Here is a 24,713-nt window from a genome sequence, read left to right as displayed (position 1 = left end):
GCGCCTCGTCCGGGAAACCAGCCGTACCCGGTACGCCCCCGTACGGCCTGACTCAGGCCAGGGACGAGTAGGCCACCACCCCGCGACGCAGCGCGTCCATCGCCTTGCTCGCGTTCTGCTTGACCTTGCTCCCGGCGGGGGCGGCAGTGGAGATCTGGCCGAGAAGGTCGAGCAGCTGCTTCATCCAGCGTACGAAGTCTCCCGCGGCCAGCTCCGCACCGCCGGCGCCGTCTCGGAGCACGGAGTCCAGGGTGTGGCCCCTGGCCCAGCGGAAGGCCGCCCAGGCGAAGCCGAAGTCGGGCTCCCTGATGAACGACAGCCCGTGGTCGCTCTCGATCGACTCCAGCTCACCCCAGAGACGGACCATGTCGGCCAGCGTCTGCTGCGCGCCGCCCGCGGGGATCCTGGGCTGGCGGGCGTCGTCGGCCTGCCTGGACTCGAAGACCAGCGAGGAGACGCACGCGGCCAGCTCGGCCGGATCCAGGTCGTTCCAGAGCCCGGCGCGCAGGCACTCGGCGGTCAGCAGGTCCAGCTCGGTGTAGAGCTGGGCCAGGCGGCGGCCCTCGGTCGTGACGCTCTCACCGTCGAGGTAGCCGAGTTGGTCGAGCACCCCGCAGACCTTGTCGAAGGTGCGGGCGATGACGTGGGAGCGGCCCTCGACCCGGCGGCGCAGCCCCTCGGTCTCGCGGAGCAGCTTGTGGTAGCGCTCGGCCCAGCGGGCGTGGTCCTCGCGCTCGTCGCATCCGTGACAGGGATGCCTGCGGATCTCCCGGCGCAGGCGGGTGATCTCCTCGTCCTCGGTGGCGTGGTCGCGTGCCCTGACGGGCTTGCCGAAGTCCCGGTCGCCGATCTTGGCGTGTATCGAGGAGACCAGGTTGGCCCGCTCCTTCGGCGAGCGGGCGTTGAAGTTCTTCGGGATGCGCAGACGCTCGACCGGTTCGACCGGGACGGGGAAGTCGGCCGGCGACAGCTTCTTGACCTGCTTGCCGATGGTCAGCACCAGCGGGGACGGGCCCTCGCCCCGGGAGTTGAGGCCGGGGTCGAGAACGACGGCCAGGCCGGCGCGGCGCCCGCCGGGAATCCTGATGATGTCGCCGGGCTTGAGCGCCTCCAGCGAGCGCAGCGCCTGCGTCCTGCGGGCCGCGCCGCGCTGGCGTGACAGCTCGGCCTCCCTGTCGGACAGGGCCCTGCGCATCGCGGCGTACTCCTCGAAGTCGCCCAGATGGCAGGTCATCGCCTGGCGGTAGCCCTCCAGTGCCTCCTCGGCTCGGCGCACCTGCTTGGCGATGCCCACCACGGCCCGGTCGGCCTGGAACTGCGCGAACGAGGACTCCAGCAGCGTCCTGGCCCGCTCCCTGCCCACCTGGCCGACCAGGTTGACCGCCATGTTGTACGAGGGGCGGAAGCTGGAGCGCAACGGGTAGGTGCGGGTACTGGCCAGGCCCGCGACCTGGAGGGGGTCGGTGCCCGGCTGCCACTGGACCACCGCGTGGCCCTCCACGTCGATGCCGCGGCGCCCGGCGCGCCCGGTGAGCTGGGTGTACTCGCCGGGGGTGAGGTCGGCGTGGGTCTCGCCGTTCCACTTGTCGAGCTTCTCGATCACCACGGAGCGGGCGGGCATGTTGATGCCCAGCGCGAGGGTCTCGGTGGCGAACACGGCCTTGACCAGGCCGCGGGTGAACAGTTCCTCGACGACCTCCTTGAAGGCCGGGAGCATGCCCGCGTGATGGGCGGCCAGGCCCCGCTCCAGGGCGTCGCGCCACTCGAGGTAGCCGAGCACGGCCAGGTCCTCGTCGGGCAGGTGCGCGGTGCGCTCGTCGACGATCTGGCGGATCTCGTGGCGCTCGGCGTCGGTGGTGAGCCGGATGCCGTCGTGCAGGCACTGCATGACGGCGGCGTCACAACCGGCCCTGGAGAAGATGAACGTGATCGCGGGCAGCAGGGCGTCGGCGTCCAGTCGCTCGATGGCCGCGGCCCGGTCCGGCGGGCCGTTCCTGCGGGGCCGCGAGTAGCCGCGGCGGCCCCTGCCGTACGCCTGGCGCTCCTCGTCCCTGGCGATGCGCAGCAGGTTGGGGTTGATCTGGGGGCGACGGTCCTCGTCGCCGGTGACGAACAGGTCGTAGATGCGGTTGCCGACGAGCATGTGCTGCCAGAGCGGGACCGGGCGGTGCTCATCGACGATGACGCTGGTGTCGCCGCGGACCTCTCCCATCCACTCGCCGAACTCCTCGGCGTTGCTGACCGTGGCGGACAGGGCGACCAGCCGCACCGACTCGGGCAGGTGGATGATCACCTCTTCCCAGACCGCGCCGCGGAACCGGTCGGCGAGGTAGTGGACCTCGTCCATGACGACGAAGCCGAGCCCCGCCAGGGTGCCGGAGCCGGCGTAGAGCATGTTGCGCAGCACCTCGGTCGTCATGACGACGATGGGAGCCTCACCGTTGACGCTGTTGTCACCGGTGAGCAGGCCCACCTTGGTCGCGCCGTACCGCCTGACCAGGTCGTTGTACTTCTGGTTGGACAGTGCCTTGATCGGGGTGGTGTAGAAGCACTTGCGGCCCTCCGCCAGGGCCAGGTGCACGGCGAACTCGCCCACGACCGTCTTTCCCGAGCCGGTAGGTGCCGCCACGAGGACCCCGTCGCCCGCCTCCAGTGCCCGGCAGGCGTCGATCTGGAAGTCATCCAGCTCGAAGTCGTACAGGCCGCGGAACGAGGTCAGCGCCGGCCCACTCTCAGCCTGGCTCTGACGGAAGGCAGCGTATCGTTCCGCTGGGGTCGTCATACCTCCCAGCCTACCGATATCGGGATTCCGGTCCGTCCCCCCTTTTGACCCGGTGATCCGGCCGATCGCGCGAGCGGAGCGGCCCTAAACGAGGACCGCCAGCGCTCCGGGAACGACCTCGCAGGTCAGCGGGGTGGGACCGACCCGCTCGCCGTCGGCGTAGGCGATCACTCCGGGGGCCTCCACCCGCACCCTGCGGGCGCGGTGCATGGTGACGGCGGGGTGGCTCGCGTGCGAGCCCCGGTAGACGCGGGGAAAGACACGCAGGAACTCCCCCCGAGGGACGGCGCCGAGGATCGTCACGTCCAGCAGGCCGTCGTCGGGTACGGCATCGGGGCACACGCGCATGCCCGCGCCGTACGAGCGGGTGTTGCCGACCGCGACCAGCATGGCCTCCCGCTCGACGATCTCACCGTCCAGGTCGATCCGGAACGGGATGGGCCTGAAGGAGCGCAGTTCCTCGGCGAGCGCGACCAGGTATCTGGCCATGCCGGGCGGCCAGGTCATCCGGTTGGCCCGCTCGTTGACGCGGGAGTCGAAGCCACAGGCCACCACCCCGGCGAACCACTCGTCCTCGCCCACCTTCGCGGCGTCGACGGTGCGCACCCGCCCGCGCAGCACGGTGTCGGCGGCGGCCAGGGGTGCCTTCAGCGGGATGCCGAGCGCGCCCGCGATGTCGTTGCCGGTGCCCACGGGGATGACGCCCAGCGGCACGCCACTGCCCGCGACCGCCTGGAGTGCCAGGTGGACCAGGCCGTCACCGCCGAAGGCCACCAGCGCCTCCGGTTCCTCGGCGACGGCCATGCAGGCGCGGTCCAGGGCGTCGGTGGCGGAGTCTCCGAGGATCACCGATACCTCGCGACCGCCCTGCCGCAGCCGGTCGAGCACCGGGGAGAGCAGTCCCCGTGAACGGCCGCCACGGGCGGCGGGATTGACGAGGACTGCGATCTCTGCGGGCACAGGTCGGAACTTATCCCCTATTTGCTGGGATCGGTGTCGGTCGTTCTCGAATCGATAGGAGCCGGATCACCGACGGGGGTCACGTCGCCCAGAGGCGAGGTGTCGTCGTCGAGCGAGGAGGCCTCGTCGTCGGAGAGGTGGGAGAAGTCCTCGCCCTTCGGCCGCCTCTTCTCCCGCAGGTACATGAACCCCTCGGCCAGGGCGAACAGCAGCACCATCGGCAGGGCGAGCGCGATCATCGTGAACGGATCGCCGCCGGGGGTGGCGACCGCTCCGAAGACGAACATGAGAAAGATGACCATGCGGCGGTGCTTGGCCACCAGCGCGTGCGGCAGCACCCCGATGATGTTCAGGAACACCATGAGCAGCGGCAACTCGAAGGAGATGCCGAACACGATGAGCATGATCAGCGCGTAGCTGAGGTACTCGTCGATCGTGATGCCGGTCAGCGCTCCCGGCGGGGCGAACCCGAGCAGGATCGACAACCCCGTGTCCATCACGAAGTAGGCCAGAGCCGCGCCCGCGAGGAACAGCGGGACGGCCAGCACGATGAACAGGATCGAGTAGCGCTTCTCGTTGCGGTACAGGCCGGGGGTGACGAAACCCCAGATCTGCCAGAGCCAGACCGGTGAGGAGACGACGAGGCCGAACATCGCCGCGACCTTGAGGTTCACGAAGAAGGAGTCGAAGACGCCGAGGATCAGCATCGTGCACTGCCCGGGCCGCAACTCCTGCGCCTGGGGAAGCCCGCAGTAAGGAGCAGACACGAACTGCCAGATTGGTCCAAAGAAAATGAAACCAACCACGATGCCCGCGAGCAGGCCGAGCATGGCGATGATCAGCCGGTTGCGCAGCTCGCGCAGGTGCTCCATGAGCGGCATGCGACCGTCGCCAGAGTCAGCGGGCGGTTCCGTCCCGTTCCGGCCCGGTTTGGGCCACTTCAGCAGCGCCATTCACGAATCCTGAGGTGACGAGTCGGTTGATCAGGGTAGATCTTCAGGCTACCGCCGATCACTGCGTCTTGGGCGCTCCAGACTGAGCTCGCAGCCTGGCCGCCTGCTCCTCAAGCTGGCGGGCCTGCTCCTCGACGCTGAGTGCGGAGGCCGGCGTCGAGGTCGCGGCCGGGATCGGCTGCGGCACCGGGGCGGCGGGCTGGGCCTGGGCCTGGGCCTGGACGACCGTGGTGGTCGTGCCGTCGGCCTCGTCGTCATCGCGGAGCTTGGCGGTCTCCGACTTGAAGATGCGCAGCGACCGGCCGAGCCCGCGGGCGGCTTCCGGCAACTTCTTGGCACCGAAAAGCAGCACCAGGATCAAGCCGATAATGATCAGCTCAGTGGGTCCGAGGTTTGGCATTACACATCCTTACGCCGAACGACGTGCAGTCTCTGCGTCCGATCGTACGCTGCCCCGAGGGCAGACTCATCCCTTCGGAACACGTATCGTCCCCCCGCTCTCGCCGAACAGCACCCGGACGGGCTCCAGCCTCCCGTGCGCGCGGTCGATCTCGCGGCCGAGTTCGGTGGCCGCGCGCAGTACGCGAACGGCCAGAAAACCGAGGATGCCCAGCCCCGCGAGGGCCAGCGAGAGCGCGGTGATGATCCAGCCCATGGTGGGAGATCCTAGTACCGCACGTCAGGAGATCGATTCGTAACGATTCAGCGCGGCCGTCGCGGCGGCACGCACGCTCGCGTCCAGCGAGGCGGGCGAGATCACCCTGCCGGTGTCGCCCAGGCGCAGCGCCAGACGTACCACCCAGCCCTGGTCCCTGGCGCGCAGCGCCACCCGCACGCGGCCCTCGCCGAGCTCGGTGACCCGCTCGCACGGGTAGTACTCGGCGACCCAGCGGCCCGCGGCGGTCAGCTCCAGCTCCACCAGCTCGTCGGTCGGCGAGGGCCGGAACACCCCGGGCGTCACCTCGTCCGGCACGGCGTCGGCGGGCGGGTCGGCGGGCACGTCGAGCACGTCGACGGAGAGCATCCGGTCCAGCCGGAACAGCCGGACCGCCTCGGCCCGGTAGCACCAGCCCGACAGGTAGGGGCGGCCGTCCACGACGACCAGGCGCATCGGGTCGACCTCGCGCGGGGTGATCTCGTCGCGCCCCGGCACGTAGTAGCGCAGCGACAGCCGTCTACCGCGCCGCAGCGCCTCGTTGACGCTGGGCAGCGCGTCGGGCGCGGCGTCGACCTCCACCGCGACCTGGCTGCTGACCGCCGCCGCGCCCTCGCCCGAGGCCTGCTCGAACTTGGCGATGACCCGGGCCAGCGCGTCGCGCTCCCCGAACTCCGGCATCTCGGCGAGCAGGCGCAGCGCGACCAGCAGGGCGCTGGCCTCGTCCACCCCCAGCCGCAGCGGGCGGGCGATGGTGTCGGCGTTGTCGATGACGATCTCCCCGCCGTCCCACGACACGTCGATCAGGTCGCCGGGGGTGTGGCCGGGCAGCCCGCACATCCACACCAGCTGCAGGTCGTCGATGAGCTGCTTCTCGCTCAGGCCGAAGATCTTCGCGACCTCGGGCACCTGTGCCCCGGGGTGCGACATCAGATAGGGCACCAGCGCCAGCAACCTGGGCAGGCGATCGGCGGTGCTCACGCGAGTGCTCCCTTCAGGCGGCAGATCACCGCGTCGCGGGCGTCCGGCGGGCCGACCACCTCCGCGTCGGCGGCGAAGCCCACGATCCACCCGGCCAGCCGGCCGGTATCGGTGAAGTCGACCTCCAGCTCGTCCCATCCGTCGCCGGCGGGCCGCACCGCCTTCGCCACCTGGCGCAGTCCCTGGCAGGTGTCCTGCCTGACCCGGACCAGGGCGGTACGCTCCCGGACCGCGGCGTCGCTGTAGACGACCATGGACTTGATGTCGACTCCCTCGGGCACCGTCACGGAGCCCGGACGGCCGACGGTGGTGACCGCCCCGCCGATCCGGCTGAGCCTGAAGACCCGCGGCGCGTTCCGGTCGCGGTCGTGACCGACCATGTACCAGCGGCCGCGGCGGCTGACCACACCCCATGGCTCCACGGTGCGGGTCAGCACGTTCTGGCTGGCCGCCGCCCGGTAGGCGAAGCGGACCGCCCGCCGGTCGCGCACGGCCTCCCAGAGCGCGGGAAAGGCCGGATCCTGGGTGTCGACGCGCAACTCCAGTGCCCCGCCGAGCACCCCGTACGCCTCGTCGGTCTCCACTCCCCCGGCGCGCAGCTTCAGCAGCGCGCCACTGGCCGCCTCGGCCAGGCTGGCCCGTTGCCACACCTGGGCCGCCAGGCCCACCACCGCGGCCTCGTCCGGCTCCAGGGTGATCTCCGGCAGCTCGTAGGCCTGGCGGACGATCCGGTAGCCGGGATCCTCCTCCCAGGGGTCCTTGTGGACCTCGATCGGAATGCCGATCTCGCGCAGCTCGTTCTTGTCCCGCTCGAACATCCGCTGGAAGGCCTCGTCGTTGTCGGCGTCGTAGCCCGGCACCGCCTGGCGGATGTGCTCGGCGCTGAGCGGCCGCCGCGTGGCCAGCAGGCAGATCACGAGATTGAGCAGCCGCTCGGTCTTCCGGCGCGACATCCGGCCTCCTCCCTGTTCAAGTGACGCTACCCTTCCCCCGTGATCAGATGGCGCAGGGGCGAGGTCGTACGGATCCGGCGCGAATGGCCGGGGGCAATGGAACTCGACGTGACCACCGAGGACGGCGAGGCGCGCGCGCTCGCCTATCCGGCCCTGGTGGGACGCCCGGAGCCCGGTGACGTGGTGCTGCTCAACACGACCGCGCTCGCGATGGGTCTCGGTACGGGAGGTTACGCCATGGTGGTGGCTGTTCCCGACCGATTGCCACAAGATCCTCAAGGTCCCGGACACCTGGTGAAGGCACGCTACACCCCGTTGCAGACCACCGTACTCGGCGCGGACGAGCAGGACTCGCCCTTCCACCACCTCCTGCGTGACGCCGACTCCGTGGACGGCATGCCGGTGATCGTCGCCGACCTGCACTCGGCGCTGCCGGCGATTCTCTGCGGCCTGTACGGCTCGAATCCGCCGCGTACCGGGGAGTCCGGCGGGCACCGGCCCGCCAGGGTCGCCTACGTGATGCTCGACGGGGGCGCGCTGCCCGCCTGGTTCTCCATGTCGTGCGCGCGGCTGCGGGAGGCCGGCTGGCTGTGCGGGGTGGTCACGGTGGGCCAGGCCTTCGGCGGCGACGTGGAGGCGGTGACGCCGCACACCGGCCTGCTGGCGGCCCGGCACGTCCTGGGGGCCGACGTCGCGGTCGTCACCCAGGGACCGGGCAACCTGGGCAGCGGCACCCGCTGGGGCTTCTCCGGCGTCTCGGCCGGCGAGGCGGTCAACGCCGCCGCCGTCCTCGGGGGCCGCCCGGTCGCGGCGCTGCGGGTCAGCGAAGGCGACCTGCGCGAGCGCCACATCGGGGTCTCGCACCACTCGCTGACCGCCTACGGCCGGGTGGCGCTGGCCCCCGCCCAGATCGCCGTGCCCGTGCTGCCCGGCGACTTCGGCAGGCGGGTGACCGAGCAGTCGCGCCCGCTCGCCGCGCGGCACGAACTGATCGAGGTGCCGGTGGACGGGCTGTACGCGGCGTTGCGGGAGTCTCCGGTCAGGCTGTCGACGATGGGCCGTGGCCTGGACGAGGACCTGGCCTACTTCCTGGCCTCGGCCGCCGCCGGACGCCACACGGCCTCGCTGCTGTCGTAGAAGTCCCTGAAGGTGAAGGCCTCCGGCGTGGGGCCTTCCCTCCTGAGCCGCTCCAGGCGCTCCATTCCCTCGGCCAGGAGCGGCTCGTGCCCCTCGGGAATCCACCACATCACCGAGGACGGCTCCGCCATGCGCAGGAACCATTCCCTGCGCCGCTGCAGGAACTCCAGGTGGCCGCTGCGGTAGACGTAGTCCCACAGCACCTCGCGCGACTCCCAGACCGAGAAGTTGATCAGCAGGTGGTCACCGTACTCGTGCCTGACCGTGTCCTGGGGGGCGTCACCGCCCTTGAGCCTCCAGACGAAGCCAGGAGTCGCCTCGGCCAGCCGGTTGACGGGGTCGAGGGCCGCGGCGAAGGCGGCCAGTTCCGGGGAGTCGACGGAAGCGCGCATGTGGGCGATGTTCAGCTGGGCCAGATGCATGAGCACAGCAGATCACCGTCGACCTTCTATGTCAATTCTCATTGTTTTTAGAGAAGGTGACGCAACACTCCTCCGGGCGCGGGTCCAGCCGGGCCGCCGAGGCGTCCTGGCCGAGCGCCTCCAGCAGCCCTCGGCACAACCCCAGGTTCACCGAGCAGACCAGCAGCGGATGCTCCTCGGCCGGCACGTGGAACGGGCAGTTGCGCAGCCGTACCCGGCCCTCCTCCTCGTACGGCTCGTAGCCGCGCCGCCGCAGCACCCCGACGAGATCGTCGCCCTGCCGCGCGAACCCGGCCCCGGCGCGTCGCGCGACCTGCTCGGCCCGTTCCTCCCCGCCGAGCGACTCGACCGCCTCGGCCAGCACCAGGGCGAGCGTTCGGTAGTCCCTGGCGGGCACACTGACCTGCCACTCCCCCCGCGCCCTGTGATAGACCTTCGCCGGCCGGCCGCTGCCGGGTCCCGCCCGCTCCGTCAGCCGCCTGAAGCCCGCGTCGAGCAGGCCGGCCTCGACCAGCCTGTCGAGGTGGAAGGCGGCCAGAGTCCGCTGGATCCCCACCGCCTCGGCCGCCTCGTTGCGCCCCACCTCCCGGCCGCGGGAGGTCACATAGTCGTAGACGGCCCGGCGCACCGGGTCGTGAAGTACCGCCACCCTGTCGAGGTCATCACCGCTCACAGCCCGGATTGTAGGTGGGGGCGGCAAAGGTCACGCCCGGCGCACGGATCAGTAGGCGGCCAGCACGTCGACGACGAAGACGAGCGTCTCGCCGGGTTCGACGGACGGCGGCAGGCCGTTCTCGTAGCCGAACCTGGGCGGGACGATCACCAGGACACGGCTGCCCACCGGGACGCCGACCAGAGCCCGGTCCCAGCCCGCGATGACGCGGCCCTTGCCGATCTGGAAGGCCTTGGGTTGCCCCGCCGCCCAGGTGGAGTCGGAAACGTCCTCGCCCCAGACCCTGCTCTCGTACTGGGTGACGATGAGCTGTCCCGCACGGGTCGCGGCCCCGGCGCCCCGGACGAGGATCTTGCTCCTCAGGCCGGCGGGAGGCGCGGTGCCCGGCAGGGAGATGACCGGGCGCCCGCCGGAGGCTCCGGTGACCCTGACCCCGTCGAGAACCCCGCCCCCGCCCTTCGCGGTGGCGTCGGGCGGGAACGCGCCGAGCACGTCGACCACGTAGAACAGCTCGTCCTCGGCGGTCATCCCGCCGGGCGGGTTGGGGCCGTAGGCCTCCTCCGGCGGAACCACGACGACCACCCGGCTGCCGACCTTGTGGCCGCGCAGGGCCTTGCCCACACCGGTGATCGTCTGGTTCAGCGGAAAGGACGCCGGGGCGCCCTGGTTGAAGCTGGAGGCCAGCAGGCGGTTGTCCTTGCCGTCCCACACGTGCGCGGTGTACTGGGCGACGACCAGGTCGTTCCCCCCGATCTCCGCGCCGGTGCCCGTCATCAACTCGGTGAATTCCAGGCCGCCGGGGGGCGCGCCCTCGGGAAAGCGCACGGTGGGCCTGTCACCGAAGTTCCCGAGCACCTCGACCTCCGGCCCCGCCTGCCCGTCGCCGGAGGCGCAGGCGGTGACCAGCACGAGCGAAAGCGCGGCGAGCAGTGCCGTGGGACGCATCCGAACTCCCGGGGCCGGTGGCTGCGCCAACCCTAACGCCCTATTGGGAGAATTGTCAGTAGCTGGAGATCGCGATCGGAAAACGCGAACCCGGCCGTGCGCGCACGGCCGGGTTCGGGGGTGAGTCGCTCCTCAAGGAGCGTCAGTAGGCGGCCAGCACGTCGACCAGGAAGACCAGCGTGTCGGTTCCCTTGATCTTGTCGCCGGAGCCCGCCTTGCCGTAACCGAGGTCCGGCGGGATGCTCAGCAGCACCCGGCTGCCCACGGGGACGCCGACCAGACCCTGGTCCCAGCCCTTGATGACCTTTCCGGTGCCGATCTGGAACATGATCGGCTGGGCACCACGGGACCAACTGCTGTCGAACTCGACGTCCGAACCCCAGATCTTCCCGGCGTACTGGACCAGGATCGACTGGCCGGACTTGACCTCGGGCCCCGCGCCCTTGATCACGGTCTTGGCGACGAGTTCCTTGGGCGCCTTCTCCTTGGTCTTGGTGGTGAGCTTCGGCGCGGTCTCACCACCCGGGCTCTCCACCTTGACGCCGGCGACGCCGGGGTCGGTCGCGGTGCCCTGGGCCGCGTTCCCCTCGGGGACGCCGACCACGTCGACCACGAAGACCTGCGACTGGCCCGCGGGAGCCTGCGCCTGCTGCTCCTTGGGCAGCGCGTCCTTGGCCACGACGGACATGAACCTGCCGCCGCTCTTGGTCTCGGCGAAGCCCTTTCTGAGGATCTCCGGGACCTGCTCGTTGAGCGTGATGACCTGCGGGCCGCCCTCGTCGTAGGTCGAGCCCGCGAGCTTGTTCTCCTTGCCGTCCCAGGCGAAGACCGTGAAGTTGGCCACCACGTTGGTGCCGAGCTTGGCGGTCTCCCCCGCGGTGCCGGGGGTGAGCACCTTGTAGGAGGAGGTCTCGACGACCTTGGCAGGGAAGGCCACGTTCGGCTTGGCGCCGATCTCCCCGGTCACCTTTAGCTCGGTGACTCCGCTGCCGGCGGAAGTGGAGGCGCCGGTGGTCGCGTCCCCTCCCGAGCCACATGCTGCGGCGAACATCAGGGGCACTGCGGCCAGTACGGCCATGCTGCGGCGGCGCATAGGTATCCCTCAAGCAGACGTCAGGTTCGCGCCACACTACCCGTACCGGCATACGGAGGAGGTAAGCATGGAAGGAGCTTGCCGAAGCGTGACCATCACATTCCGGCGATGAGCTTGTCCACCCTCTCGTCGACACTGCGGAAGGGATCCTTGCACAGCACCGTGCGCTGTGCCTGGTCATTGAGCTTCAAGTGCACCCAGTCGACCGTGAAGTCACGGCGCTTCTCCTGCGCCTTGCGGATGAACTCCCCGCGCAGCCGGGCACGGGTGGTCTGCGGCGGCACCGACTTGGCCTCGAAGATCTTCAGATCGGAGGCCACCCGCTCCACCGCGCCACGCTTCTGCAGCAGGTAGAACAGGCCACGGCGGCGGTGCACGTCGTGGTAGGCGAGGTCGAGCTGGGCGACCCGGGGGCTCGACAGCGGCAGATCGTACTTCTTGCGGTAGCGCTCGATCAGCTGGTATTTGGTCACCCAGTCGATCTCGCGGGCGACCTTGTCGAGGTTGCCGGTCTCGACCGCGTTGAGCGTGCGCTCCCACAGTTCCAGCACCCGGTGGCTGATCTCGTCGCCGCCGCGGCGGTCGACGAAGTCACGGGCCTTGGAGAGGTACTCCTCCTGTATCTCCAGCGAGGACGCCTCCCTGCCGTTGGCCAGCCGGACCCGCCGCCGCCCGGTCATGTCGTGGGAGACCTCCCGGATGGCCCTGATCGGGTTCTCCAGGGACAGGTCACGCATCACGGTGCCCGCCTCGATCATGCGCAGCACCAGGTCGGTGGCGCCGACCTTGAGCAGCATGGTCGTCTCGCTCATGTTGGAGTCACCGACGATGACGTGCAGGCGGCGGAACCGCTCGGCGTCGGCGTGCGGCTCGTCACGGGTGTTGATGATCGGACGTGACCTGGTGGTGGCGCTGGAGACGCCCTCCCAGATGTGCTCGGCCCGCTGGGAGACGCAGTAGACCGCCCCACGCGGGGTCTGCAACACCTTGCCGGCCCCGCAGATGATCTGCCGGGTGACCAGGAACGGGATCAGCACGTCGGCCAGGCGGCCGAACTCGCCGTGCCGGCCAACCAGGTAGTTCTCGTGGCAGCCGTATGAGTTTCCCGCGGAGTCGGTGTTGTTCTTGAACAGGTAGATGTCGCCGGCGATGCCCTCCTCGCGAAGACGCTTCTCGGCGTCGACGAGGAGGCCCTCCAGGATGCGCTCTCCCGCCTTGTCATGGGTGACGAGCTCCACGACGTTGTCACACTCGGGGGTGGCGTACTCGGGGTGGCTGCCCACGTCGAGATACAGGCGCGCCCCGTTGCGGAGGAAGACGTTGCTCGATCGGCCCCAGGAGACGACACGGCGGAATAGATAACGCGCTACCTCATCGGGCGACAGCCGCCGCTGCCCCCTGAATGTGCAGGTGACGCCGTACTCGTTCTCAAGCCCGAAGATGCGACGATCCATTGCCTCACACTATTCGCCGAACCCCTCTCGTGGGAGGGATCATGGGGTTTTCGGTCGTACGGCTTATGCCCCGGGCTGTGAGCGGCTAAGCGCGAACGCGTCTCGCACCCGGGGCGTCGCCGGGTGCGAGCGATGCGCGGGCGCCGGGCTCGGTGAGCCGGATCAGCCGCCGCCCTGCCAGAAGATCTCGACAACCTTGGTGATCCTGCCGTTCTCCGTGGTGATCAGGGCCGGCCGGTAGAGGCCCTCCACCCCGGCCAGGGACGCCGCCTCCTTGACGTTGTCGATCAACGTCTGGCGGGTGCACTTCTCGGTGCCGAGGTTGGTGGCCTTGTCGTAGGTCTGCGACGAGCCGTCGCAGCCACTGTCCGCGAGGAACAGCACGTCCTTGGCGATGGGCGCCGCGTAGCGGGTCACGTCGCCTTCCTCGGGGCCGTCGAAGTGGCCGTCCTCGCCGCCGCTCTGGGTGAAGCGGATCGGCCGGTACTCGGCCACACCGCTCTCGTCCACGTCGGTGAGCCAGCCGCGCAGGACACCTTCGAAGGGGGGCGGGCCGCCCTTGCTCCAGTCATGCTCGGGAGCGGCCTGGAACTCGGTGCCGAAGAGCTCGGGGGTGGCCGCGGGGCTGGAGGAGGAGGCGTCGTCGGGCGCTCCTCCGGTCGAGGGGGCGGAGAAGGTGGCGGCCGCCCGTGGAGAGGAGGCAGGAGCCGGCGTCTCACCACAGCCGGACACCAGTACCACGGCTGCGAGCAGTGCGAGCGCGGCGGGACCGGCCGAGGGGAGGGTGAGCCTGGTCCAGGCTCGGGGGGTGGCGTTTTTCACACAGACTGTGACCATCGGTGAGCGGGTTCGGTTGTCAGGAGAAGAAGTGATCCAGGACACACCGAGAGCGCCGCCCCGGGCAGGACGGCGCTCTCCCGTCTCATGGTCGGTCGTCGGGCCCGGTCAGCCGCTCGCCCCGGTGTCGATGTCGCCGTCGGGCGCGGTCGGCGGGGCACCGGGCGTCTCTGGCGCGGAAAGGGGACTCTCCGGCTGGGCGGGCTGGGCGGGCTGGGCGGCCGCTTCGGCCGCGGGAACCCCGTCGGACAGCAGGCGTTCCAGCCTCGGGCCGCTGAACCGCAGGAACTTGCGGTGCGGCCGGTTCCGGTCGAGGACCGCGACCTCCAGCTGGCTCGCGGGGAAGCGTTCGCCGCCCGGCTCGGTCAGTGCGAACAGCGCCGCCTCCAGGGCCTCCGCCAGCGACAGGCCGTCGCGGTAACGCTCCTTGAGCCGGCCGGCCACCGCCTCGGCCTGGCCACCCATGGCCACCAGACCCGCCTCGTCGAAGACCGAACCGTCGAAGGTCAGCCGGTAGATGTGGTCCTCGTCGGAGGAGTCGCCGACCTCGGCGACCACGATCTCCACCTCGAACGGCTTCAGCGACTCGGTGAAGATCTGGCCGAGGTTCTGCGCGTAGAGGTTGGCCAGGCCGCGGGCGGTGACGTCGTCGCGGGCGTAGGTGTAGCCGTTGATGTCGGCATAGCGGATACCGCCGAGGCGCAGCGCCTCGAACTCGTTGTAGCGGCCCACCGCGGCGAAGCCGATCTTGTCGTAGATCTCGCTGATCTTGTGCAGGGCCCGGGACGGGTTGGGCGCGACGAACAGGATGCCGTCCTCATACTGCAGGACGACGACACTACGGCCCCGCGCGATCCCCTTGCGCGCGTAGTCCGCCTTGTCTCGCATCTGCTGCTCGGGCGAGACATATCCAAAAGGCATGGACACCTGGGGTGATCCTCTCGTGTTAGCGCAGCGGGGCGGTGGGGCCGTCGGGGAGGTTCGTTCTGGAGTCGATCACGGTCCGGACGAACTCACCCACCTCCTCGTCGGGGAGTCGGCGGTATCCGTCGGCGGTGATCACCGCGACGACGGGCCAGATCTTGCGGATCACATCGGGGCCGCCGGTCGCCGAGTCGTCGTCGGCCGCGTCGTAGAGGGCGTGAATGAGCGTCAGCACGGTGTCCTCGGGCGAGGCACCCTCGCGGTAGAGCTTCTTCAGCGCGCCCCGCGCGAAGATCGAACCGGACCCGATCGCGTGGTGCTGGTACTGTTCGTAGGGACCACCGCCCACGTCGTAGCTGAAGATCCGGCCGCCGTCGACATCGGGGTCGTAGGCGGCGAAGAGCGGCACGACCACGAGCCCCTGCATCGCCATCGGCAGGTTGCCGCGGATCATCGTGGCGAGCCGGTTGGCCTTACCCGCCACCGAGAGTGTGCGGCCCTCGCGCTTCTCGTAGTGCTCGAGTTCCACCCGGTAGAGGCGGGCCATCTCGATCCCGGTGCTCGCCGTCCCCGCGATGCCCATGCCCGAGTAGTCGTCCGTGCGGAACACCTTCTCCATGTCGCGCTGGGAGATGATGTTTCCCGAGGTCGCCCGGCGGTCTCCCGCGATCACCACGCCACCCGCGCATATCGCCGCGACGATCGTGGTGGCATGCGGAATCTGGTCACCCACCGGGGTCGCCAGAGTCTCGTTACGGCCAGGCAACAAGTCTGGCGAATGGGACCTGACAAACTCGGTGAACGAGGAGCTCCCGGTGTCGGTAAAGATATGGTTCACCATGCCGGCGGGCAGGTCCCTGTGCGATCCCACGCGACTCCCTCCAAAGGTGCAGTCCTTTAAGGCCCGACCTTACTCATCTTGCCGTCCTGCTTGCACTTCCCTGGATCAGCTCAGCGCGAACCCACCTCCGCCGGGCTTTTGAATCTTTACGGGTGATCACATCCGTGTGGTGGCCGAGTCGTCGCGACATGCCGACCCCCTGGCCCGTCCTCCAGGCGCGCGGGCGAGCGCACCTCGGCGTCGACGCCGGGCGCGAGCCGCACGGCCCGCCTCCGGGCGCGCGGGCGGGCGGGCCGGAGACCCGCCCGGTACCCGGGGCTCCTCCCCCCGCCGCTCCGCTCTCCCGCCCGGTAGATCGAGCGGAAGCCACCTCGCTCGGCGAACATCCGACCGACGCCGGCCTCGATGACGTCCCTCGGTAATGCCATGGCCCGGTTTCGGCCGGTAGCCGCGCTCGCCGCCGTGGTTCTTGACTTCGCCGGCCCTCTTCATCCAGCTGCGACAGGGCCTGCGGTGAGAAGTCAGTCCATCTGGTCGTGCTCGGTCACGGCTGAATTCGGCCCACGGCCTGGTCGCCTGGTATCTCCGACGATATTCGCGGCCGGTGGAAACCTCCGGCCGCTCCCTGGCGGCTTTTTCCGCGCGGCCCCCTACTCCCCGCCCTTTTGCACGTAGCTTCGTACGAATTCCTCCGCGTTCTCCTCAAGAACCTCGTCGATCTCGTCGAGGATCGCGTCGACGTCGTCGGAGAGCTTCTCGTGACGCTCCTGGACGTCGGAGGTCTCCGCCGCGGCGGTCTCCTCGACTTCCTTGTCGGTCCGGCCGGTCTGCTTCTGGCCGCCGGTGTCCTTACTTGCCATGTGTGGCACCTCCGCTTGGGGGACGCATCTGACTCATATCTTCCCCGAACCGGACGACATTGCGCGCGGATCGTCCCGCGATCTTTGCGGGAGCTCCCCTGCTCCGTCCCGGGGTACCTCCCGTCAGGAAACCTCCCCGGGGGCTCCGCGGCAAATCCCCTCCGCCCCGTTCTCCTGGACGAGATGTCGCCCGCCTCGGGCGTGCCGCCGCCCTGGTCGACCCTGTGTGACCACCATCACCCTCGAATCCGGGGTTATCCGGCGCCCACGGGAAGGTGGGGAACGTTCCAAGTAGGCCTATCGGGTGGAAAACTGCGATCATTGAGGGGTGAGCACCATCATCGCGCGCAGGTACAAGCTCGTCTCCCGCGTCGGCCAGGGGGCGACCGGCGTCGTCTGGCGCGCATACGACCTGCTTCTGGAGCGAGAGGTGGCCCTCAAGGAGATACCCCTGCCACCTGGACCCGCCGCGGCCGAGCAGCGGCGGCGGGTGGTCCGGGAGGCGCGGATGGCGGCACGGCTGAGCCACCGTGGCATCGTGACGGTGCACAACCTGACCGAGGAGGCCGAGCGCCTCTGGATCGTCATGGAGTTCCTGGAGGCCCTCACACTGCACGACACGCTCGTGCAGGCGGGTCCGCTCCCGGTCGACCTGGTGGCGGCGATGGGGTGCCGCCTGCTGGAGGCGCTGCGGCACGCGCACGACGGCGGAGTGATCCACCGCGACATCAAGCCGGCCAACATCATGCTGACCGGTGATCGGGTGGTGCTGGCCGACTTCGGGTTCGCGGCACCGGAGGGTGCGGCGACGACCTCGATGCGGGGCACGCCGGCCTTCATCGCTCCGGAGGCGCTGCAGGGCAGGGGTGGCACCCGCGAGGCGGACATGTGGTCGTTCGGCGCGACGCTCTACATGGCGGTGGAGGGCAGGACCCCGTTCCGTACGGTGAACTCGATGGCGTCGCTGGTGGCGGCGCTGCGAGAGGCGCCGCGCGCGCCGAAGCGGGCGGGTGCCCTGGAGCCGGTGCTGCGAGGGTTGCTGCGCAAGGATCCACGGGCTCGGCTGAGTGCCGAGCGGACGTCGAAGATGCTGGAGGACGTGCGCTGTTTCAGCGCGGCCTGACGCGTTTCCCGGCGCGTTCGCCGACTTCTGGGCAATTTTTCTGATTACAGAATAGGGATTTAAGGACGCGGAACAAAATTCCATCATGCCCATGCAACTAAATTGTTACACATAATTACCATAAGTAACCACATAGTGCACCGTTCCAGGTGAAAATATGAATCAGCTGAGGGGCCCGGCTTCTATGTGCAACAGGTGATTCATGGGAACAAGTGCAGGAAAGGCACGCCCACTGGGGGGTCGTTATCACCTGACCTCGCCGATCGGGCAGGACGGCATGGGCATTGTGTGGCGTGCCCATGATTCCCTGCTCAGGCGGAATGTGGCGATCAAGGAGATCCAGCCGCGGTTCGGCGAATACGGGGCGGACATGCGCGACGCGCGGCGGCGAGCCCTGCGCGAGGCGCGCTCGGCCGGGCGGCTGAACCATCCGGCGGTGATCTCCGTGCACGACCTGCTTGAGGAGGACGGGCGGCTCTGGATCGTCATGGAGCTGCTGGAGGCCCTCACGCTCAAGGAGACGGTGCGGCACATGGGCCACCTGCCGATCCACTGGGTGGCGTGGATCGGCTTCCAGTTGCTGGGCGGGCTGCGCCACGCGCACGGGGCCGGCGTCCTGCACCGGGCCATCAACCCGCGCAACATCCTGCTGACCGGCGACCGGGTGGTGCTGGCCGACTTCGGAATCGCGGCGCTGCACCGCGACTCGGGCACCTCCACGACCCTGCCGCTCACCCACGCTCCCGCCTTCATCGCGCCGGAACGGCTACGGGGCGGCTCGCCGACCCCGGCGGGCGACCTGTGGTCGTTCGGGGCGAGTCTGTACTTCGCGGTGGAGGGCCGGCCGCCTCGATCCGGTCACCGCGCGCCGACGCCCCAGGGCTCGGCCGCCGACGGGAACCCGGAGACGATGGTGCGGGCGGGAGCGCTGCGTCCCGTCCTGGAAGGGCTGCTCCGGCGCGACCCGGCGGCCCGTATCAGCATGGGTCAGGCGGGTCGCATGCTGTCGGCGATCCTGCACGCGGAGGGCGTGGCTCTGGCCCGGCCGCGACTGCCCGCGGCACGGCTGCCACCGGACGCCTACGCGTAGCGCCTCGCGCCCGCTTTCGACCGGGCGGGCAGGCCGTACGGCACCTACCGATCACCACCGGGCCGGGCAGCCGCTTCCCGCACGGACCTCGGGTGGCAGGTAGGGACAGCCCGGATCGAGAGGGAGGCCGCCGGGAGCCTCCCCCTCGGGAGCGTCACTACTCACCGGTCAGCGCCGTCACCAGCTCCGCGGCGGTACGGCAGCGGTCGAACAGCTCGCCCACGTGGGCCTTGGTACCGCGCAGCGGCTCAAGGGTGGGGACACGCTGCAGTGACTCGCGGCCGGGGATGTCGAAGATGACCGAATCCCAGGAGGCCGCGGCCACCGACTCGCTGTACTGGCTCAGGCAGCGGCCTCGGAAGTAGGCGCGGGTGTCGTTGGGCGGCACCTCGACAGCCCGCTGGACCTCTTCCTCGGTGACCAGGCGCTGCATGCGGCCCCGGGCGACCAGCCGGTTGTAGAGCCCTCGGTCAGGGCGGATGTCGGAGTACTGAAGGTCGACGAGTTGCAGGCGCGGATGCGACCAGGGAAGGCCGTCGCGGGTGCGATAGCCCTCCAGGAGCTCCAGCTTGGCCACCCAGTCAAGCTCCCTGGACAGCTGCATCGGGTCATCCGCCAGGCGGGTGAGAACCGACTCCCAGCGCTCCAGGACGTCCTTGGTGGGCTCGTCCATGCCGTTGACGCTGCGTTCCTCGGCATACTTGCGCGCGAGTTCCAGGTATTCCATCTGGAGCTGCACCGCCGTCAGCCTGCGGCCGTCGCGCATGGAGATCTCGTACTTGAGCGTCGGGTCGTGCGACACCGCGCGCAGCGCCTGGACCGGGTTGTCCACGGTGAGGTCACGGGTGAAGTAACCGTCCTCGATCATGGCCAGGACGAGCGCGGTGGATCCCAGTTTCAGGTAGGTCGAGATCTCCGACATGTTGGCGTCACCGATGATGACGTGCAGCCTGCGGTACTTCTCCGGGTCGGCGTGCGGCTCGTCCCGGGTGTTGATGATCGGCCGCTTGAGCGTCGTCTCCAGGCCCACCTCGACCTCGAAGAAGTCGGCCCGCTGGCTGATCTGGAAGCCCTCACCCCGGGAGTCCTGGCCGATGCCGACCTTGCCCGCGCCGGTGACGACCTGCCGGGAGACGAAGAACGGCGTCAGGTGCCTGACGATGTCGGCGAACGAGGTCGCCCGGCGCATGAGGTAGTTCTCGTGGCAGCCGTAGGAGGCGCCCTTGTTGTCGGTGTTGTTCTTGTAAAGCTGGATCGGGGCGTTGGCCGGCATCGCCGAGGCGCGAACCGCCGCGTCGTGCATCACCCGCTCACCTGCCTTGTCCCAGATCACCGCCGCCCGAGGGTTGGTGCACTCGGGAGTGGAGTATTCGGGGTGGGCATGGTCCACGTACAACCGGGCCCCGTTGGTGAGGATCACGTTCGCCAGGCCGAGGTCCTCGTCGGTCAGCTGGCTCTGGTCGGCCACCTCCCGCGCGAGGTCGAACCCCCGCGCGTCGCGCAACGGGTTCTCCTCCTCGAAGTCCCATCGCGCGCGCCGCGCTCTGGCCGCCGAGGCCGCCAGATAGGCGTTCACGACCTGAGAGGAGGTCACCATCGCGTTGGCCCCCGGCTGTCCGGGCACGGAGATGCCGTATTCGGTCTCGATGCCCATCACCCGCCGTACCGTCATGCGCACCCTCTGTTCATCAGGGACTGTTTCTCTCCGAGGTATCTATTCCCGACCCTAGACCCTTCACTATGCCCGGTGGTCGGACAGTTATGGCACCGAAGCCTTTTCGCCCGTTGCGAGGGGGATCGAGGAGAACCCGGGAGGCTGTGCGGACGACGCCTGTGCGGCCTTCCTGCGCCTCCTCGACTTGACGAACTCCTGAAGGGGACGCTCGGCCACCCGATACACCAGGTAGGAGAACGCCATCGCGGCCAGCACGGTGACCAGGGCGGTCAGCGGCGGCGGCAGCGTGTCCCGCAGGGCCGGGACGATCAGGACGGCGGCCGCGGTGTGGAAGAGGTAGAGCGGGTAGGTGAGCGCGCCCAGGACCACCAGGCCGCGCCAGCGCAGCCACCGCAGCCAGCCGAGCGCCACCATCGCCATGAGTACGTAGAAGCCGACCACCGTGGCGACGACGGCCCAGTCGGGCACGGGCATCGCGGCGTAGCCGACCTTCTCCACGCGCCCGGCCACCCGGTCGAGCGCCGCACTGACGGCCAGGCCGCCACTGATCCCGGCCAGACACCACAGGACCAGCCTGGGACCGAATCTGGTCATCAGGAAGAACGCCATGCCACCGACGAAGTAGGCCGCGTACTTGGGCATGATCACAAGTTCGACCCACGCCTCATCGCTTCCCGCGAAGAAACCCGCGGCCAGCAGCCAGACGCCCATGAAGGCCAGGCAACGGTTGAGCGTAACCCCGGTGATCACCAGGATCGAGATCAGCACGTAGAAGCGGAGTTCTACCCAGAGCGACCAGTAGACACCGTTGGCGTCATAGACGCCGAAGGCCCGCTGGAGCATGGTGAGATTGACCCCGTACTCGCCGAGGCTGAGCTTGGGGTCCAGGGCCGTGGCCGCGGTCAGCCCGTAGACCGCGGCGGTGACCACCACGCTGACCCAGTAGGCGGGAAAGAGCCGCACCAGCCGGGAGAGGGCGAACGCCCCCAGACCTCGGCCCCAGATGCTCATCAGGATCACGAAGCCACTGATCATGAAGAACAGTTCGACACCGAGGATGCCGAGTCCGGAGATCGTGGAGATCGCCGGGAACAACGTGGCGGGACGGTCGCCCCACACCGAGGCGAAGGCGATGAAGTAGTGGAAGGCGAGCACCGCCATGGCGGCGGCGAAGCGCAGGAGGTCGAGTTCGGCGAGGCGGCCGCTTCCCCGAAGCGCCTCGCGAGACCCCGTGCCGGTCACCTGGCGGCCGGGCCGGAATGTTCACGCACGCCACTTGGACGGCGCTTCGATCATTCGGGTTCCCTGTGACGGCTGTTGATTTCCGGTCACTTTCGGGATGGGTGTGACTGGAGATACGGGTGGTGACGGGTCCGCGCAGCCGAATACGGGTGACGGCAGACCCAAAAGCGACAAAATCCTTTAAATGCCGCAAAAGTAGACAGAAATCTGGCGAGACGCCGACGGCGCGGCCCCGAGGAGGCCGCGCCGCCGATCGGCACGCGTGCCGCTTTTACAGGTACTGACCGGTGTTGGCCACCGTGTCGATGGAACGCCCGGCCTCGGTGCCCTGCTTGCCCGTCACGAGGGTGCGGATGTAGACGATCCGCTCGCCCTTCTTGCCGGAGATGCGGGCCCAGTCGTCGGGGTTGGTGGTGTTGGGCAGGTCCTCGTTCTCGGAGAACTCGTCCACGCAGGCCGCCAGCAGATGCTGGATCCGCAGACCCTTCTGCCCGCTCTCCAGGAACTGCTTGATCGCCATCTTCTTGCCGCGGTCGACGATGTTCTGGATCATCGCGCCGGAGTTGAAGTCCTTGAAGTACAGGACCTCCTTGTCCCCGTTGGCGTAGGTCACCTCAAGGAAGCGGTTCTCCTCGCTCTCGGTGTACATCCGCTCGACGACCCGCTGGATCATCCCGAAGATGGTCTCCTCGCGGTTGCCACCGTGCTCGGCGAGGTCCTCGGAGTGGAGTGGGAGCTCCGCGATGAGGTACTTGGAGAAGATGTCCCTGGCCGCCTCGGCGTCCGGCCGCTCGATCTTGATCTTGACGTCCAGGCGGCCGGGCCGCAGGATCGCCGGGTCGATCATGTCCTCGCGGTTGGAGGCGCCGATCACGATGACGTTCTCCAGGCCCTCGACGCCGTCGATCTCCGACAGGAGCTGGGGAACGATGGTGTTCTCGACGTCGGAGGAGACGCCCGAGCCCCGGGTCCGGAAGATCGAGTCCATCTCGTCGAAGAACACGATCACCGGGGTGCCCTCGGAGGCCTTCTCACGAGCCCGTTGGAAGACCAGGCGGATGTGCCGCTCGGTCTCGCCGACGTACTTGTTGAGAAGCTCGGGACCCTTGATGTTGAGGAAGAAGCTCTTGCCGGACTGGCCGGTCTTCTCCGCGACCTGCTTGGCCAGGGAGTTGGCGACGGCCTTGGCGATGAGCGTCTTGCCGCAGCCGGGCGGTCCGTAGAGCAGGACGCCCTTGGGCGGGCGGAGCTTGTGCTCGCGGAAAAGGTCGGCGTGCAGGTACGGGAGCTCGATGGCGTCCCGGATCTGCTCGATCTGCCGCATCAGCCCGCCGATCTCCTCGTAGGAGATGTCGGGCACCTCCTCCAGGACGAGCTCCTCGACCTCGGACTTGGGGATGCGCTCGTAGACGTAACCCGAACGGGATTCGAGCAGCAGGGAGTCGCCTGCCCGGATCGGCTGGCCCACCAGCGACTCGGCGAGCTTCACCACCCGCTCCTCGTCGGCATGCGAGATCACCAACGCGCGCTGGCCGTCCTCGAGAAGCTCCTTGAGCATCACGATCTCGCCGAGCTCCTCGAAGCCGAGGGCCTCGACCACGTTGAGCGCCTCGTTGAGCATGACCTCCTGGCCACGCTTCAGCGAGTCGACGTCCACCGCCGGACTGACGTTCACCCTGAGTTTGCGACCACCGGTGAAAACCTCCACCGTGCCGTCTTCTCTGGTTTCGAGGAACACGCCGAACCCGGATGGCGGCTGCGCCAACCGGTCTACCTCCTCCTTCAGGGCGACGATCTGGTCTCTGGCCTCCTTGAGGGTGGCCACCAGACGCTCGTTCTGGCCGGTTACGGCCGCGAGGTTCGCCTGCAAGTCATGGAGACGCTCTTCAAGGATCCTGGCCTGCCGGGGAGACTCCGTCAGCTTCCGACGCAACACGGTGATCTCCTCCTGCAGGAAGGAGACCTGTGTTGTGAGGTCAGCGACCTCCCGTTCGCGCTGCGCGGCTCGAGCCTCAGCGTCGTCGCGAGCTGCCACGGCGTCACCTCCTTCCCAGTCGAGACCGACTACTCGAAACCCTACCCATCTAAGGGCTGTCCCTTACCTGGCTGAGCAGTGTTCGTATGACTACATTAAGTGCGCGATGATTAATCCCTTTTGGTGCTTTTAGTGCTAGAAGCATAAGAACACGAAGGTCCGCTCCCGTGTCACTCCCTCGCGAACCGTCGTGGCCGAATCGTCATCATGTGGCGGAAGACGTGGACTCCTCACCCTGTGCACCCTTCGCCGGACGTCTACGTCGAGGTGGTGGCGTCACCCCGTCGGCCATGCGACGGGCCGTGACCAGGAAGCCGGTGTGGCCGACCATTCTGTGGTCGGGCCGCACAGCCAGCCCCTCGACATGCCAGTCACGAACCAGGGTCTCCCACGCATGGGGCTCGGTGAAACTCCCGTGCTCCCGGAGAGTTTCGACCGTACGCGACAGCTGGGTTGTGGTCGCGACATAACAGCAGATCACACCACCAGGGGTGAGAGCCTTGGCCGCGGCGTCCACACATTCCCACGGGGCGAGCATGTCGAGGATGATCCGGTCGACGTCACTCTCGTCGAGGTCCGCGACGAAGTCGCCGACCACCAGGCGCCACTGCGACATCGGGCCGCCGTAGAACTTCTCCACGTTCTTGGTGGCGATCTCGGCGAAGTCCTGGCGCCGCTCGTAGGAGGTGACGGTGCCCTCGGAGCCCACCGCGCGCAGCAGGAAGCAGGTGAGCGCGCCGGAGCCGACCCCTGCCTCCACCACCCTGGCGCCCGGGAAGATGTCGGCCATGGCCACGATCTGCGCCGAGTCCTTGGGGTAGATGACCGCCGCGCCGCGCGGCATGGAGAGCGTGTAGTCCTGGAGCAGGTGCCTGAACGCCAGATACTGGGTGCCCCCGGACGAACGCACCACCGAGCCCTCAGGCCGGCCGATCAGCTCACTGTGCGGGATCCCGCCCTTGTGCGTGTGGAACACGCCGTCTTCCTTCAGCGTCACCGTATGACGCTTGTTCTTGGGGTCGGTGAGCTGAACCTGATCCCCGGCCTGAAACGGCCCATGCCTGCGAAAACCCATGAC

The 24,713-nt window shown here is 68.8% G+C and carries 23 protein-coding genes; 3 read left to right on the top strand and 20 right to left on the bottom strand.

Annotated features, from left to right (window positions below; genetic code table 11):
* Positions 1-52: 52 nt before the first annotated feature.
* The 7 genes from ACQP0P_RS19725 to ACQP0P_RS19695 form a co-directional block, all read right to left on the bottom strand.
* Positions 53-2,782, bottom strand: coding sequence for a DEAD/DEAH box helicase (locus ACQP0P_RS19725; RefSeq protein ID WP_433378864.1), 2,730 nt, complete (start codon positions 2,780-2,782; stop codon positions 53-55).
* Between the two features lie 84 nt (positions 2,783-2,866).
* Entirely contained in the window at positions 2,867-3,742 is an 876-nt protein-coding gene (locus ACQP0P_RS19720) for a diacylglycerol kinase (protein WP_433378862.1), read from the bottom strand.
* Between the two features lie 17 nt (positions 3,743-3,759).
* Positions 3,760-4,695 carry a twin-arginine translocase subunit TatC gene (gene tatC / locus ACQP0P_RS19715; RefSeq protein ID WP_433378859.1) on the bottom strand — a complete coding sequence of 312 codons (936 nt, stop codon included), beginning with the start codon at positions 4,693-4,695 and terminating at the stop codon, positions 3,760-3,762.
* 58 nt (positions 4,696-4,753) lie between these two features.
* Positions 4,754-5,095, bottom strand: coding sequence for a Sec-independent protein translocase subunit TatA (tatA, locus tag ACQP0P_RS19710; protein ID WP_433378857.1), 342 nt, complete (start codon positions 5,093-5,095; stop codon positions 4,754-4,756).
* 66 nt (positions 5,096-5,161) lie between these two features.
* On the bottom strand, positions 5,162-5,350 hold the full coding sequence (locus ACQP0P_RS19705) for a hypothetical protein (RefSeq protein ID WP_433378854.1): 189 nt from the start codon (positions 5,348-5,350) through the stop codon (positions 5,162-5,164).
* 24 nt (positions 5,351-5,374) lie between these two features.
* On the bottom strand, positions 5,375-6,331 hold the full coding sequence (locus ACQP0P_RS19700; RefSeq protein WP_433378851.1) for a helix-turn-helix transcriptional regulator: 957 nt from the start codon (positions 6,329-6,331) through the stop codon (positions 5,375-5,377).
* Positions 6,328-7,284: a helix-turn-helix transcriptional regulator gene (locus ACQP0P_RS19695; protein ID WP_433378848.1), complete on the bottom strand. Its 957-nt coding sequence runs from the start codon at positions 7,282-7,284 to the stop codon at positions 6,328-6,330. The genes ACQP0P_RS19700 and ACQP0P_RS19695 overlap by 4 nt, the downstream gene beginning before the upstream one ends.
* Before the next feature lie 39 nt (positions 7,285-7,323).
* Here ACQP0P_RS19695 and ACQP0P_RS19690 point away from each other — a divergent pair, with 39 nt between their 5' ends.
* A complete protein-coding gene (locus tag ACQP0P_RS19690) occupies positions 7,324-8,421 on the top strand; it encodes a DUF3866 family protein (protein ID WP_433378845.1) in 1,098 nt (365 codons plus the stop codon).
* Here ACQP0P_RS19690 and ACQP0P_RS19685 read toward each other — a convergent pair.
* The 9 genes from ACQP0P_RS19685 to ACQP0P_RS19645 form a co-directional block, all read right to left on the bottom strand.
* Positions 8,367-8,843, bottom strand: coding sequence for a DUF3291 domain-containing protein (locus ACQP0P_RS19685; protein ID WP_433381981.1), 477 nt, complete (start codon positions 8,841-8,843; stop codon positions 8,367-8,369). The genes ACQP0P_RS19690 and ACQP0P_RS19685 overlap by 55 nt on opposite strands.
* A 31-nt stretch (positions 8,844-8,874) precedes the next feature.
* Positions 8,875-9,516, bottom strand: coding sequence for a helix-turn-helix transcriptional regulator (locus ACQP0P_RS19680; protein ID WP_433378842.1), 642 nt, complete (start codon positions 9,514-9,516; stop codon positions 8,875-8,877).
* Between the two features lie 48 nt (positions 9,517-9,564).
* The gene (locus ACQP0P_RS19675) at positions 9,565-10,461 is read right to left on the bottom strand and encodes an FKBP-type peptidyl-prolyl cis-trans isomerase (protein WP_433378839.1); all 897 of its coding nucleotides are present in this window, start codon (positions 10,459-10,461) and stop codon (positions 9,565-9,567) included.
* A 142-nt stretch (positions 10,462-10,603) separates the two neighbouring features.
* The gene (locus ACQP0P_RS19670; RefSeq protein ID WP_433378836.1) at positions 10,604-11,554 is read right to left on the bottom strand and encodes an FKBP-type peptidyl-prolyl cis-trans isomerase; all 951 of its coding nucleotides are present in this window, start codon (positions 11,552-11,554) and stop codon (positions 10,604-10,606) included.
* A gap of 95 nt (positions 11,555-11,649) precedes the next feature.
* Complete coding sequence (pafA, locus tag ACQP0P_RS19665; protein WP_030904553.1) at positions 11,650-13,008, bottom strand: Pup--protein ligase; 1,359 nt, start codon at positions 13,006-13,008, stop codon at positions 11,650-11,652.
* Positions 13,009-13,170: 162 nt separating this feature from the next.
* Positions 13,171-13,830, bottom strand: a complete 660-nt coding sequence (locus ACQP0P_RS19660; protein ID WP_433378833.1) for a hypothetical protein — start codon at positions 13,828-13,830, stop codon at positions 13,171-13,173.
* A gap of 123 nt (positions 13,831-13,953) precedes the next feature.
* Entirely contained in the window at positions 13,954-14,766 is an 813-nt protein-coding gene (gene prcA / locus ACQP0P_RS19655) for a proteasome subunit alpha (protein WP_433378830.1), read from the bottom strand.
* Positions 14,767-14,791: 25 nt separating this feature from the next.
* A complete protein-coding gene (gene prcB, locus ACQP0P_RS19650) occupies positions 14,792-15,610 on the bottom strand; it encodes a proteasome subunit beta (RefSeq protein ID WP_433381979.1) in 819 nt (272 codons plus the stop codon).
* A 650-nt stretch (positions 15,611-16,260) separates the two neighbouring features.
* The gene (locus ACQP0P_RS19645; protein WP_030904562.1) at positions 16,261-16,470 is read right to left on the bottom strand and encodes a ubiquitin-like protein Pup; all 210 of its coding nucleotides are present in this window, start codon (positions 16,468-16,470) and stop codon (positions 16,261-16,263) included.
* Between the two features lie 328 nt (positions 16,471-16,798).
* Between ACQP0P_RS19645 and ACQP0P_RS19640 the strand changes: the two genes are divergently transcribed.
* On the top strand, positions 16,799-17,593 hold the full coding sequence (locus tag ACQP0P_RS19640) for a serine/threonine-protein kinase (RefSeq protein WP_433378827.1): 795 nt from the start codon (positions 16,799-16,801) through the stop codon (positions 17,591-17,593).
* A 277-nt stretch (positions 17,594-17,870) separates the two neighbouring features.
* Positions 17,871-18,683: a serine/threonine-protein kinase gene (locus tag ACQP0P_RS19635; RefSeq protein ID WP_433378824.1), complete on the top strand. Its 813-nt coding sequence runs from the start codon at positions 17,871-17,873 to the stop codon at positions 18,681-18,683.
* Between the two features lie 157 nt (positions 18,684-18,840).
* On the opposite strand, the gene dop is transcribed toward ACQP0P_RS19635, so the two are convergent.
* The 4 genes from dop to ACQP0P_RS19615 all read right to left on the bottom strand — a co-directional run bounded on the left by dop (position 18,841) and on the right by ACQP0P_RS19615 (position 24,710).
* Positions 18,841-20,355 (bottom strand): depupylase/deamidase Dop, encoded by a 1,515-nt coding sequence (gene dop / locus ACQP0P_RS19630; protein WP_433378821.1) that lies wholly within the window; start codon positions 20,353-20,355, stop codon positions 18,841-18,843.
* Between the two features lie 87 nt (positions 20,356-20,442).
* Complete coding sequence (locus ACQP0P_RS19625; protein ID WP_433378818.1) at positions 20,443-21,600, bottom strand: acyltransferase family protein; 1,158 nt, start codon at positions 21,598-21,600, stop codon at positions 20,443-20,445.
* 271 nt (positions 21,601-21,871) lie between these two features.
* Entirely contained in the window at positions 21,872-23,635 is a 1,764-nt protein-coding gene (arc, locus tag ACQP0P_RS19620) for a proteasome ATPase (RefSeq protein WP_433378815.1), read from the bottom strand.
* A 205-nt stretch (positions 23,636-23,840) separates the two neighbouring features.
* Positions 23,841-24,710, bottom strand: a complete 870-nt coding sequence (locus ACQP0P_RS19615; protein ID WP_350919231.1) for a tRNA (adenine-N1)-methyltransferase — start codon at positions 24,708-24,710, stop codon at positions 23,841-23,843.
* Positions 24,711-24,713 lie beyond the last annotated feature (3 nt).

It is taken from the genome of Streptosporangium sp. CA-115845 (assembly GCF_050943795.1).
Lineage (GTDB): Bacteria > Actinomycetota > Actinomycetes > Streptosporangiales > Streptosporangiaceae > Streptosporangium.
The sequence above is the reverse complement of the archived record's forward strand: the minus strand, read 5'-3'. Positions and strand labels throughout refer to the sequence as shown.

Excerpts from the sequence above, each read along its gene's own strand:
- ACQP0P_RS19725 (WP_433378864.1), bottom strand. The coding sequence starts at position 2,782 with ATGACGACCCCAGCGGAACGATACGCTGCCTTCCGTCAGAGCCAGGCT.
- tatC (WP_433378859.1), bottom strand. The coding sequence starts at position 4,695 with ATGGCGCTGCTGAAGTGGCCCAAACCGGGCCGGAACGGGACGGAACCG.
- tatA (WP_433378857.1), bottom strand. The coding sequence starts at position 5,095 with ATGCCAAACCTCGGACCCACTGAGCTGATCATTATCGGCTTGATCCTG.
- ACQP0P_RS19705 (WP_433378854.1), bottom strand. The coding sequence starts at position 5,350 with ATGGGCTGGATCATCACCGCGCTCTCGCTGGCCCTCGCGGGGCTGGGC.
- ACQP0P_RS19695 (WP_433378848.1), bottom strand. The coding sequence starts at position 7,284 with ATGTCGCGCCGGAAGACCGAGCGGCTGCTCAATCTCGTGATCTGCCTG.
- ACQP0P_RS19685 (WP_433381981.1), bottom strand. The coding sequence starts at position 8,843 with ATGCATCTGGCCCAGCTGAACATCGCCCACATGCGCGCTTCCGTCGAC.
- ACQP0P_RS19675 (WP_433378839.1), bottom strand. The coding sequence starts at position 10,461 with ATGCGTCCCACGGCACTGCTCGCCGCGCTTTCGCTCGTGCTGGTCACC.
- ACQP0P_RS19670 (WP_433378836.1), bottom strand. The coding sequence starts at position 11,554 with ATGCGCCGCCGCAGCATGGCCGTACTGGCCGCAGTGCCCCTGATGTTC.
- pafA (WP_030904553.1), bottom strand. The coding sequence starts at position 13,008 with ATGGATCGTCGCATCTTCGGGCTTGAGAACGAGTACGGCGTCACCTGC.
- prcA (WP_433378830.1), bottom strand. The coding sequence starts at position 14,766 with ATGCCTTTTGGATATGTCTCGCCCGAGCAGCAGATGCGAGACAAGGCG.
- prcB (WP_433381979.1), bottom strand. The coding sequence starts at position 15,610 with ATGGTGAACCATATCTTTACCGACACCGGGAGCTCCTCGTTCACCGAG.
- ACQP0P_RS19645 (WP_030904562.1), bottom strand. The coding sequence starts at position 16,470 with ATGGCAAGTAAGGACACCGGCGGCCAGAAGCAGACCGGCCGGACCGAC.
- ACQP0P_RS19635 (WP_433378824.1), top strand. The coding sequence starts at position 17,871 with ATGGGCATTGTGTGGCGTGCCCATGATTCCCTGCTCAGGCGGAATGTG.
- dop (WP_433378821.1), bottom strand. The coding sequence starts at position 20,355 with ATGACGGTACGGCGGGTGATGGGCATCGAGACCGAATACGGCATCTCC.
- ACQP0P_RS19615 (WP_350919231.1), bottom strand. The coding sequence starts at position 24,710 with ATGGGTTTTCGCAGGCATGGGCCGTTTCAGGCCGGGGATCAGGTTCAG.